The organism is Thermococcus kodakarensis KOD1, assembly GCF_000009965.1.
Lineage (GTDB): Archaea > Methanobacteriota_B > Thermococci > Thermococcales > Thermococcaceae > Thermococcus > Thermococcus kodakarensis.
The window spans coordinates 1656719-1667996 of sequence record NC_006624.1; the positions used below are offsets into that span (position 1 = coordinate 1656719).

At 50.1% G+C, this 11278-nt stretch carries 10 protein-coding genes; 2 read left to right on the plus strand and 8 right to left on the minus strand.

Annotated features, from left to right (window positions below; translation table 11 throughout):
• Positions 1-13: 13 nt before the first annotated feature.
• Genes TK_RS09240 through TK_RS11680 form a run of 3 tightly spaced genes read right to left on the minus strand, consistent with a single transcriptional unit; the run spans position 14 to position 2226 of the window.
• A complete protein-coding gene (locus TK_RS09240; RefSeq protein ID WP_011250797.1) occupies positions 14-967 on the minus strand; it encodes an AAA family ATPase in 954 nt (317 codons plus the stop codon).
• Entirely contained in the window at positions 957-1412 is a 456-nt protein-coding gene (locus tag TK_RS09245; RefSeq protein ID WP_011250798.1) for a hypothetical protein, read from the minus strand. Before TK_RS09245 ends, TK_RS09240 begins: the two co-directional genes overlap by 11 nt.
• Positions 1390-2226 carry a DUF4129 domain-containing protein gene (locus tag TK_RS11680; protein WP_011250799.1) on the minus strand — a complete coding sequence of 279 codons (837 nt, stop codon included), beginning with the start codon at positions 2224-2226 and terminating at the stop codon, positions 1390-1392. The genes TK_RS09245 and TK_RS11680 overlap by 23 nt, the downstream gene beginning before the upstream one ends.
• A 70-nt stretch (positions 2227-2296) precedes the next feature.
• On the opposite strand from TK_RS11680, the gene TK_RS09255 reads away from it, so the two are divergent.
• Together TK_RS09255 and TK_RS09260 are read left to right on the plus strand one after the other, a co-directional pair.
• Entirely contained in the window at positions 2297-2791 is a 495-nt protein-coding gene (locus tag TK_RS09255) for a DUF2118 family protein (RefSeq protein WP_011250800.1), read from the plus strand.
• Positions 2792-2893: 102 nt separating this feature from the next.
• Positions 2894-3373, plus strand: coding sequence for an FKBP-type peptidyl-prolyl cis-trans isomerase (locus TK_RS09260; protein WP_011250801.1), 480 nt, complete (start codon positions 2894-2896; stop codon positions 3371-3373).
• On the opposite strand, the gene TK_RS09265 is transcribed toward TK_RS09260, so the two are convergent.
• The 5 genes from TK_RS09265 to TK_RS09285 are packed head-to-tail and all read right to left on the minus strand — an operon-like array spanning position 3362 to position 11244.
• Positions 3362-4270 (minus strand): type II secretion system F family protein, encoded by a 909-nt coding sequence (locus tag TK_RS09265; RefSeq protein ID WP_048053754.1) that lies wholly within the window; start codon positions 4268-4270, stop codon positions 3362-3364. The genes TK_RS09260 and TK_RS09265 overlap by 12 nt on opposite strands.
• A gap of 5 nt (positions 4271-4275) precedes the next feature.
• Complete coding sequence (locus tag TK_RS09270) at positions 4276-5331, minus strand: type II secretion system F family protein (protein ID WP_011250803.1); 1056 nt, start codon at positions 5329-5331, stop codon at positions 4276-4278.
• 10 nt (positions 5332-5341) lie between these two features.
• Entirely contained in the window at positions 5342-8938 is a 3597-nt protein-coding gene (locus TK_RS09275) for an ATPase, T2SS/T4P/T4SS family (RefSeq protein ID WP_011250804.1), read from the minus strand.
• A 3-nt stretch (positions 8939-8941) separates the two neighbouring features.
• A complete protein-coding gene (locus tag TK_RS09280; protein ID WP_011250805.1) occupies positions 8942-9790 on the minus strand; it encodes a hypothetical protein in 849 nt (282 codons plus the stop codon).
• Positions 9791-9801: 11 nt separating this feature from the next.
• On the minus strand, positions 9802-11244 hold the full coding sequence (locus TK_RS09285; RefSeq protein WP_011250806.1) for a DUF515 domain-containing protein: 1443 nt from the start codon (positions 11242-11244) through the stop codon (positions 9802-9804).
• Positions 11245-11278: the final 34 nt, after the last annotated feature.

Below are 11278 nucleotides of genomic sequence, written 5' to 3' on the forward strand. Positions count from 1 at the left end.
GTTCTTCCCGCCCTCAATCGAATTTTGGAACCGGGACCCTCTCAAGGATCTTTGCCATAACCTTCTCTTGGCTAACCTTCGTGTACCACAACTCCCTCTTGAGGATGAGCCTGTGGCTCAGGGCTGGAATGGCCACGGCCTTAACGTCGTCGGGGATTACGTAGTCCCTCCCCTCTATGGCCGCGTATGCCCTCGCGAGCTTGAGGAGTGCAAGGCTTCCCCTCGGAGAGGCCCCTACCTCAACGTCCTTCTTGTCCCTTCTCGTGGCCTCGACGATATCGACGATGTACTCTAGGACTGGGTCGCTGACGTAAACGTCCTCAACGGCGCGCTGCATCTCAAGGACTTCCTCAGCCGTGACAACCGGAGAAACGCTGACCTCGTCGCTCTTTCTACCTATCCTCCTCCGCAGGATCTCAAGCTCCTCCTCCTTCGTTGGGTAGCCAACGTGGAGCCTCACCAGAAACCTGTCGAGCTGGGCCTCTGGGAGCGGATAGGTGCCCTCCTGCTCTATCGGGTTCTGAGTGGCAATTACAACGAAGGGCCTTGGGAGTGGGTATGTCTTCCCCTCAACGGTAACCTGCCTCTCCTGCATCGCCTCAAGGAGGGCAGACTGGGTCTTCGGCGGAGACCTGTTAACCTCGTCGGCGAGGAGTATGTTAGTGAACACCGGGCCCTTTCTGAACTCGAACTCGAGGGTCTTCTGGTTGAAGACGCTCACACCAATGATGTCGCTGGGCAACAGATCAGGAGTGAACTGAACGCGCTTGAAGTCGAGGCCAAGGGCACCGGCAAAGCTCTTCGCCATCAGGGTCTTCGCCAGACCGGGCAAGTCCTCTATGAGAACGTGGCCATCGGCAAGGATTGTGGCCAGTATCATTTTCAGGACGTTCTCCTTTCCAACGATGACCTTTCCGACCTCGGAAAGCACGAGGTCAGCCTTCTCATGTACTTCCTCAATCTTCATTTAGTTCAGCCTCCAGGATTTTTAACGCCTCTTTAAGCCCTTCATAAGGGTTTTTAGATGAGTAGAATGCCTGAAGGGCCTTTGGAGGATCTGTCCTCAGCTCGTAGAAGGAACGGCCGGTGATTGAGTGGAGTATCTCAAGGATGTACTCCTCCGCAACCTCCCTTCCACCGCCTTTTTTTGTCCGTTTTACCAGCTGGAGAGCCCTCTCAAAGTCGGGCCTTCTGTTAACCCGAAAAGCGGAACCTGATCCCCTATCGACTACCACATCGTATCCTACGATCACAATATCGTAGCCTATCAACATCCAAGCCACGAAAACCGAGAGGGCAACGGCAGAAAGCCACCTAACATAATACGGACCTGGCAAAACGGCACCTGCAATAAACACCAGGCCCACAGCAATCCTTAGTTTGTACTGTTTAGTTAACTCCCGCAAGCTCATAGGCCTTCCCCCTCAACCGGAGGTATATTTCAAACGCCCTCTCAGCGTCTTCCCAGCCGATCTTGGCGGGGGCGTACTTTGCCTTCTCAAAGAGTCTGACGAGCTCAGAATAGAAGTTTCTCATATAATTAACATGCTCAGCATGCTCCCAATGCGTCCAGCTTTCCTGATATGGGATCCCAAGTGCCTCAAGCCACAGCACGGCGTTTTTGTAGATCTGGATTATCGCATCCCGAGGGCCATCAAACTGGTCGAGCCCAAGATCATCAAGTTTTCTATCAAAGCTGATCGCGGTCTCCAGCTTCTTCTTACGACGGACTTCCTCAGACCACGCCACCACATAATGGTAGGCCAAGTATCCCACCCCAACAAAGATTGGAATCAGAAAAAGGGAATAGAGCGAAATACTCCTCTGTGAGGACACAACTCTGTGCAGTATCATGTCAGGAGATGCCGTTGGAGAAGAAACGGTACTGTTTAACACCAAGCCTTTAGAGGAGCGCGCAGCCACCGCCTTGCCAAAGAACAGGATCAGTAGCGGAAGAAAAATACTGTAAAGAATCACCGAGAATATATCTACCTCAGAGACGACGTCCTTCCGCCTCTTTGCTGAGAATCTGTCATAACGATAATAAGCGATGAGTATGAGCAGTAAGAGAGCATCCACAAAGAGGACAGCCAAAATTAAGCCCATAAAATCGCCCGCCCTCGAGTTTCTTTTGGCAGGGGCGTTGATTTCACTAGCATTCATCAGCAAAGAGGTCAGAAGTATCAAAACAATTAGCAGGGAAATGAACCTTACTTTAGCGTTCATGAATGCTCACGGATGCAGGTACCAATAAACATATAAAAGTTTTACGGCATAGTAAACCTCAGGTGAGAACATGGAGAAGCTGCCGAAGCTTTACGTTGAGACCACTCAGGAAGAATGCGTAAAGGACGGGAAGACGCTGGCCGAGTGCGTCGTCATTATGGGGAACGTTGAGGTCTGGCTGAAAGAAAACGAGGAGCTTCCAGATTTCATTGACCCATCGAGAGCAAAGTTCTTGAAGAGGGAAGTTTACGACCGCTTTTACCTCTACGTTGACAGGACGGAGCAAAAGATGACTGCCGATGTCATACTCGTCCTCCCGGACGGGAGAACAAGGATTTATCTCAAGAAGGGCGACGAGCTGATGATACTGCCCGTTGAGGGGTTCACGAAGACCTTAATAGCCAACGTGGGAAACAGGGTTAGGACTGGAGATGCATTCGCGGCAGTGACTACCAGGAAAGGCGAAGTCCACTACCTAAAGCCTCCGAAGACGGGTACGGTAGTCTTCATTGACGAGATAACGAACAGACCGCACTACCTCTACTACATCCTGCCCGAAGAGTGAGTCCTTTGCTTTTTCTCACTTCCCAAGTATGTTTCCGAATGCCCAAAGATTTATAAAGGGGAGAGCCTACTCCCGCTGAAGACACTTTTGGAGTTGAAGGAAATGAAAGTTGAAGCTGGTGATTATGTTCTCTTCCACTACGTTGGAAGGTTCGAGGATGGAGAAGTTTTTGACACAAGCTACGAGGAGATAGCCAGAGAGAATGGCATTCTCGTCGAGGAGAGGGAGTACGGCCCAATGTGGGTCAGGATAGGCGTCGGTGAGATCATCCCTGGCCTCGATGAAGCCATAATTGGCATGGAAGCTGGAGAGAAGAAGACCGTGACCGTTCCCCCCGAAAAGGCTTACGGAATGCCGAACCCAGAGCTCGTAATCTCCGTTCCAAGGGAAGAATTCACAAAGGCCGGCCTTGAACCCCAGGAAGGTCTCTACGTCATGACCGATTCTGGCATAGCCAAGATAGTCTCCGTTGGAGAGAGCGAGGTATCCCTTGACTTCAACCACCCTCTAGCAGGTAAGACCCTAGTCTTTGAGGTAGAAGTCATAGAAGTAAAAAAGGCCGAAGAGGACTCAGAAGCTTAGCTTGAGTATCGTGGCCACTTTGAACACAACAAGCCCCATTACAGTTAGCATAAGGGAATACTTCAAGCCTGCGCTGTACTTCCCTTCTCTTATTATCCCCATTCCCAGACCTGAAAGGACTGCCTGGACTACAACGAAGGCCATCAAAATCGTTGTCATCGAGTCCATGGGAAACATGATTCCAAGCTCCGGACTGCTCATCGATGACATTACTTGAGTAACTATACCGAGGATAAGGGGGCCAACAAAACCGCTAGTTATGGTAAAAAACATTATTTGCATGCCCGTCGATGCCTTTCTCTCCTGCTGTATCCTCAGTATCTCCCTGACATCGTTGGCAACGTACATGAGAACATCACTCATAGGAGCACCCCTCTCAAGGGCCTCAATGACTATCATCATTGAGCGGTATAGCACCTGTGATCTTTTGTTTCTGAGGGCAAATGCCCTCAACGCGTCTGCCGTTGGGCGACCTTTGTTTATCTCAGCAACCGTTCTCTTGAACTCCTCGGTAAGTGCCCCGAACTTTGCGGTTGTCAGCTCCTCCAGAGCTTCGGAAAACGAAATACCCGCCCTCAGGGAGCTAGCGAGGTAGAAGAAGGCATCTGGGAGACTTTTTTCTATCTCGTCAATTCTTTTGGTGAGGCGCCAGTAGGGATAAAGGAAGGCCATCCCGATGAAACCGGCTATGAACGCAATAGCTCCATACAGAAAACTGAATATTGAAAAGGCTAGTCCAAGGATAAGTCCCATTAGGAGGGATATAACCAAGTACTCAGCAGCCAGGAAGTTAATGTTAGCGGAGTACAGGAACAGTTCATAACGCTTAAGGTACCTGCCTGGAAGGAGTCTCTCGATGAGCTGAACGAGAGGCCCTGAAATATTCAGCTTTGGCATCCGCTTCACCTCGGCTCGGCACTCTTTATCATGTTTATTATCATGAAGGACATCATCGGGAACACGACCACGAGCATAATTGCAATCATCGGGACGCTGAATATCAGCTTTCTCGCCATTAACGAACCCGCTAGAATACCGACAACTAACATTGTAGGCATGACTATCGTCATGAACATGTAGACGAAGGAAATACCGTTGACTTTCTGAACGTACTCGACGAGCTTCATACGGTACTCGAATGCAAAGTCCTCTGCAAGCTTATAGAGGATCTCAGCAAGGTTACCACCGAACTTAACGGCACGGAGAATCTGCTTGACCACCCTGCTCACGTTCTCTGAGGCCATTTTCTCCTCGAACTTCAGCATTGCCTCTTCAAAGGAAGAACCTGTTCTCATGTCCCTTATGACTAGTTCAAACTCCTCCGAAAGGGGTCCGTAGTCTGCCTTTGCCACCGAGAGCATGGCCTCGGCAATGCCAACACCTGCACTCAGGAGCGAAGCTATATGTCTCAAAGCATAGGGAAGCGCCTTCTCAACTTCTCTAACACGCCTCTTCCATACCATCTTGGGATAGTATCTCATGTAGAAAAACCCGCCTAGGAATCCCAGGAAGCCCGCCAGGAGTGAAATGTCAATTGGGAGGTACATAAGGTAAGCAAAAACAAAACCGAAGAACGCAGTTATCATGGCAACTCCAAGCATGTATGCCACGTAGGCCTCTTTTGACATCGTGATGTTTGCCCGATATAAATCAACGTCCAGCCCGGAGAGCGAAGTCGTCAGTCTCTCAACAGGTCCTCTAAAGTATTTGAGGATGGCACTAGCAAGACGCTGGGCAAAGGGTTGCTGAACCTCCTCTTTGCGCTGCTCGATGACCGCCTCTATAAACGTCTCCCGCTCATCTTTCTGCTCTTTTTCCCGTTCAAGTTCCTTTTGAAGCTCTTTAAGAGCCTTTAATCTTTCTTGGACATTTTTTCCCTCAGGAAGGCGCCTCATAGGCTTTTCTGCAACTTCGAGAGTTTTGCCACCGAGTTTTTCAAGGAACTCTATGAACCCCATGGACATCACCTCACATTAAAGCCTGAATCTGCTTACTGGTTTCCACGTCACTCTCCGCAGAAATCTTGTTGAGGAGCCATTCCTCGTCAATGTAGAACTGCCTTATGTAGTAGCCAACTTTGTCTATGTCCCTGATGCCCTTCTCGACCATCCATTCCAGTATCAGCCTGCGCTTTTCAATCTCAAGCTCTATCTCCCTAACGCTCATTCCGGTATGCTGGGCTAGAATGTTGACCGTTCTGCTCGGAACACCTGTTGGAACGAGCTCATCCTTAGCAGGGTCGTACTTGTAAAGGGTGTTGAGCTGTATGCTCTCCCCCTCCAGGCCAGAGACCTCCGCTATTTCAGTAACACGCCTTATCGTTCCCTTCTTTCTGCTGTGGAAACGGACCTGCATGAGGATTATGTCGAGAGCGGGAATCATTATCCTTGGAACGCTCATCGGTGGGCTTTCAAGCCTAACTATGGTTTCACGGGCGCTGTTGGCGTGGATTGTGCCCATGCAGTTCGACAGAAGTATTCCGTTGGCAACGTAGTTGTGATCCTCATCCACGGTCAGGTCGTATAGATACTCTATGCCAATCTCCTCGGGATCCACTTCCTCTACTTCAACGACCCTGTCCCAGTACACGTCACCATCAGCTATCAATTCGAGCCTCTTGGCCATCACCCAGGCATCCTCGTCCCCAATGTCCTGGGCGATTCTCTGAAGGGCGAGGGCTATTCCCTTAAGCGCTGAGCGCCTTATCTCGGACGTTCTGCCCTTCTCAACGTGCCTTATCAGGCTCTCTGTGATGGTTTCTCCTGCATATTTCGAGGCCAGCTTTGAAAGCTCGGCTACCGTCAGGTTCAACCGAGTGCGCAGAGGCTTTATCATCTCCGGAGAGATAGGAACCCGGTAAGTGTATCTTCCGCGATACGGCCGCTTTTCCTTGAGGATGGCCTTTAGCTTTTCCCGTTTCCTTGAATGGGAAAGTGGTATCAGCGCGTCGAACTTCTTCAGGTCCTCGACACTGCTGATGATAACCCTGAATATGTGGCCTTCCTTAAAGCCTCTGTTCCTTACCCTGGAGACGGTGCTTATTATTCCAAGCCTCTGGAGGGCGTACCAGATTTTTCTGGCGGCGCTTTCGCTCTTTGTTGTCAAAATCACCGCGGGTCCGGTCTCATCAACGGATCCATCTGCATCGAACAGACCCGCTATGAAGTACCTCATGAGGTCATCGTTCGTGAGGACGACATCAGGGACATCCCATATTGATGACTTCTTGCCTCTCGGGATCCCGAATATCCTCGACAGCATCTCATTGAATATCCTGGAGCCGTAGGTTACCACCGTACTCGTTCCATTGTCCTTTATCCGCGGTGCCGACTCTGGCAGGAACTCCGACATCGCCGAGGTGAAAGAATTCATGTAGTCGGGATCATCGAAGGTTACCGAAAGGTTGTATCCGTCCGATGAGAGATATCCGTCGCCCAGTATTACTCCTGCAACGTAAGCAAGGCTGGTTCCAACTTCACGAACGAGTTTAACTGGCTTTGAATTCCTGGATAGTAGATACTCGGCGTCTTCTGGCGGCACACCCCTGTTGGGGACCTTCTTCATTCCGTTTCCGTTTGGAACAAGGTAGTAATCACTTATTCCAGCATATACTTCGACGGGAACTACAGCCGGGCTCTGGGGAGCTTTGGGGGGTCTCATCATCACGGCAACTCTATCACCTGGCCTGACCTTCTCCGCTTCCTTTCTAACCACGTCGCCGTCGCTGAAGACAAAGAACGGATGTGTTTTCGTCAGGATAACCTCGTTGCCCGTTCTCGTCCTTATCCTTATCAGCTTCTCTCCATTCCGTACTTTTCTGCGCCATACTGCCGTGACGGTGTGTTTTCCTGCCTTCAGATTCGGCCCTACGCTAACCACCTCAAACTGGTCTTCAGGATCGAGCTCTATGTACTCCAGATCCTTGTACGTCTTTATCCTGTCAGAGTACTTGTTGAATAGTTCCTCAACAACATCACCTATCAGAACAAACTTTCCATTGGAGAGCTGTATGACAGAGAAATCGTAGAGGGCACCATTATGTCCCGTGTTCATTGCCGTGAACATCGTTCTGGCCTCTGGACCACGGACCTCACCCACGATGATTCTGTCGGGACGCATACGGAGGGTGTTCCTAACGAGGTCGTCCATGGTGACTTCTCCCTTGCCCTCAAGGTTGGGCGGCCTCGTCTCCAGCCTGACCCAGTGCTCCACAGGGAGTTGAAGCTCCGCTGTATCCTCTATGCTGATGACGCGCTCGCTGGGGGGAATGAACATTCCAAGGGAGTTGAGGGTTGTTGTTTTTCCCGAACCTGTACCACCGGCTACGAGGACGTTGGCCGGCTTAACCCCAAGCCCGTCAACGAGAACCCATAGGAAAGCCGCAACTTCGGAGCTCATTGTGCCGTATTTGATCAAGTCTATAATCGTCAGCGGATCCCTCTTGAACTTACGGATTGTTATCGTTGGCCCATCCAGGCTTATTGGTGGTATAGTCGCGTTCACACGGCTTCCATCCGGGAGACGGGCATCCAAAAGGGGACTCTGCTGGTCTATTCTCCTCCCGACTTCCCTCGCTATGCGCTCGATTATGTTGAGTATATCCCTGTCACTGTCAAAGATGACGTTGGTCTTACACATATTGAAGCGCCTGTGCCAGACATAGACAGGGCGGTTAGTTCCGATGACCATTATCTCCTCGAGGTTGTCGTCCCTGACGAGGGGGTCAAGCTTTCCATAGCCTATCATCTGCTGGACTATCATATCGGCGAGAACCTCGATTCTGCCCTCCGAATAATGGGGAGCCTCCTCTTTTATCATCCTCTTAACCGCGTTCATAAAGACCTTCCTGCGCTCCTCAGGATCAGGAATCGCAGTGGGGTCTATCTGGATCTCAGTTATGGCCCTGTCCTTAATGCGCCTGAAGAGCTGTTCCTCCTCCCTTGAAAGTTTAGGAAGTCTAATCTCGTATATGGGAACCGGCTCTCCCTTAACCTTCAGTATTCTCACGTTGCCGTAGGCGTCAAGGACTTGAGCCCTGCCAGCGTAAGAAGACTCTTCCCTCAATGACTCTGAGAAAATCGACCTGGCGTTGGACACAGGCTTGCTCGGTGAAGTTTGAACTGGCTGTGATGTGGCCGATCCAGAGGAACCACCAAGGAGCTCCGAGAGGAAATCAGCTCCAGTGGCCCCAGTGGCGGACGGTATTGTGGATGCTGGTTCTGGCTTGCTCTGGGGTAGCGGCTCTCTTTTTTCTCTCTCTGCAGTTTTTTCTTTCATTGACTTCTGAGGTTTCTCCTCTCCCCCAAGTAGCTGACTCAGAAGGTCGGCTCCAGTCTCAGAGGTAGGCCGGGATTCCCGTTTTTCTGAAGTGGACCCTGAAAGTATATCCTCCAAACTGCCCACTCCAGAAGAGGGAACTGGAAGCTCTTCGGAGACCTTATTTTTGCTGGGCTGTTCTTTTTTGTCATCTTTTTTCAGAATACCAGCTAGTGGATCCTCCTCACCAGAAAGTATCTCGTCTATCCATGAGAGGGATTCTTTCTTCTTTTTCTCATCCTGGAACAAGACTTATCCCCCTCCCTCACTCCATTTTACATCATAGCTTATTTCAACACTGCCACCCGTCGAGTAAACAATCCAGATTGGAAGTTCATAGTTCTCACGGGTCTTGGCCTCAACCGTTGGAACACTAACTTGAACTCCAGTTAAGAGCTTGGGAGTAAGCTGGAACAAATTCGTGGACGCGTTCACAACTTGAGTTGATTCACCCACCTTTCTCTGGAAGCCGCTGTACTCGTAGAGCATGTCCTTGTACTCATCGTACGTCATCGTCGGATTGGGATTCAGGTTGCTAATCTCCCCATCGGAGAACAAGACGGGAACAGTCACGGCGAAGAACGTCGGTGAGTTATCGGCGGGAGTCATAACTAACTTGATTCTGCCCTCATAATCCAGTATTTTAATGTACCCATCAAGGACAGGGAAGATTGCTCTCGCAGAGAGAGAGTAAGGAGAGTTCACAAAGGGAGGCACCACTGAACCGCATGCCAGGTTGCTCCCATCTCCCTCTCCACCACAGGATACCTGCGGGAGAGAATACGTCTGAGTATGAACGCTCACAAGGTTTATGACAACCGTTTCGTAGGGCATTAACCATATTCCAGGGTTGCCGTTCAGCTGAAGCTTTGGGTTTGAAACCAGCTCTGGGGTGGTCTCGTTGTTATTCAAGCGGTAGACTGTAACAACGTAAGAGGGGTTCAAAACTAAGAACTTCGGAAACGGGGCTGTGTTAACAACGGTCACGTTTAAGTTGAGGGTTAAAACGCTACTAACGCTACTCGCGGCTCCCACAGGAGAGTAATACGAAGAAGCCATTATCATGCTGAAAATTATTAAAAAAACCAAAGGGCGTCTCATTTCAGACCACCTCAGGTGATTACCTTTGCAATGGTAATAGCGTTCTCGTTCTCGAGGATATCCGGCACAAAGATCGAGGGGACCTTCACGATAACCATTATCTTGGTGGTTTCGGGCATCGACTGGAGGCCTGTGTTCTTTTCAAGGTTCAAAAGCTCCCAACCGTAGTTCTGGAGCTGGGCCTTCACCTCATCACTGGCCTGTATCTTTCCGGCCGCTATTGCCTTTAGGATTTCCGCGAGGTTGACGCTGTAGGAGTAACTAGCTGAGGAACTCTGACTGCCAGACTGGCTGTTGGAATAGGAATCGCTAGCACTGCTGCTGTCAGAGATTGAGGCCCCTCCCGGGGATTCGGATGTGGAGTGGCTCTCGCTGTAGGAAGTTGAGGATGAAGTCGACGTCGAGCTGGACTGACTCTGGGACTCACTCACGGATATTGATCCACCCTCGCCGACTGGAAGCAGTAAAAGTTCAAGGTATCCATCAACAACGGTAGTGTTCTCGCCCTTTAAGTAGAGCTTAACTCTGTCACCAGGATCGAACAATGCCCCATTCATATCTTTCCTCTGAAGGACGAGCGAAATCTCGACCCATTCAACGGGGGATACTTTGTATCCAATCAAATCCTGGTAGTTGTCTACCATAGAGATTAGGGCCTTTGCCTGATCCTTTGAAATAAGGGACTTCTCACCGTTCCGCTCAAGAATGACATCCTGCCCGGGTATCTTATCAAGTTCGAGAAGATAATACTTCTTCCAGAGGGAGAGCAGGTAACTGTCGGGTTTTATTGACTCGACCTGTTCAATCGTCGTGGCGCTCTGCACCTGCTCCTCAAGGCTCTTCATAGTGGCTACTGCCTTTGTCCTGAGGGTATCGGGGAGGCCGAGAGAGAGCAAGGGCTGGAAAGCAACCTCTATCTCTTGGATCTTCTGCTGCTTTGTCTGGTTAAGCTGCTTCTCATACTCACGCTGTTTTATCTCCTGGATACACTGCTCATAGGCAGTAACGGCCTGATCAAAATAAGTTCTCACATCTATACTGTTCAGCTCCTCAAGACTGTTAGCGGAGGTTATTTTAGAAAGTGCAAGGCCCTTATACTGGAATGCCTTTTGACTGCAGTTCGAGTTCGAGAAATTGTACGAGGCGAAATAGCGGTTTAGCTCGCTAATTTTTTCAGCACGGGTGTTTTCAAGTTTCGACTCTCTAGAGCTTTGGATATAGGAATAAACGCCAACGGATATCAGCAGGATAATTATTATCAGTATTGAAGCACCGATTAGAATCCTCTTCCTGCGCTCCTTCTGACGAATGCTGCTCAGGGACCTAGGTCTGCGAGACGGTTTTTTGGATGGAGACGTTTTAGGAGGAGCAGCCGGTGACGGAGCCTCACTCTCGGTTGTCATTCTTCCCAGTTCCCTCAGACGACGAATTTTTGCTTCAATATCCTCGGCCATATTCAGCACCACCCACAAGGAATTGATGCAATGA

Excerpts from the sequence above, each read along its gene's own strand:
- TK_RS09240 (WP_011250797.1), bottom strand. The coding sequence starts at position 967 with ATGAAGATTGAGGAAGTACATGAGAAGGCTGACCTCGTGCTTTCCGAG.
- TK_RS09245 (WP_011250798.1), bottom strand. The coding sequence starts at position 1,412 with ATGAGCTTGCGGGAGTTAACTAAACAGTACAAACTAAGGATTGCTGTG.
- TK_RS11680 (WP_011250799.1), bottom strand. The coding sequence starts at position 2,226 with ATGAACGCTAAAGTAAGGTTCATTTCCCTGCTAATTGTTTTGATACTT.
- TK_RS09255 (WP_011250800.1), top strand. The coding sequence starts at position 2,297 with ATGGAGAAGCTGCCGAAGCTTTACGTTGAGACCACTCAGGAAGAATGC.
- TK_RS09260 (WP_011250801.1), top strand. The coding sequence starts at position 2,894 with ATGAAAGTTGAAGCTGGTGATTATGTTCTCTTCCACTACGTTGGAAGG.
- TK_RS09265 (WP_048053754.1), bottom strand. The coding sequence starts at position 4,270 with ATGCCAAAGCTGAATATTTCAGGGCCTCTCGTTCAGCTCATCGAGAGA.
- TK_RS09270 (WP_011250803.1), bottom strand. The coding sequence starts at position 5,331 with ATGGGGTTCATAGAGTTCCTTGAAAAACTCGGTGGCAAAACTCTCGAA.
- TK_RS09280 (WP_011250805.1), bottom strand. The coding sequence starts at position 9,790 with ATGAGACGCCCTTTGGTTTTTTTAATAATTTTCAGCATGATAATGGCT.
- TK_RS09285 (WP_011250806.1), bottom strand. The coding sequence starts at position 11,244 with ATGGCCGAGGATATTGAAGCAAAAATTCGTCGTCTGAGGGAACTGGGA.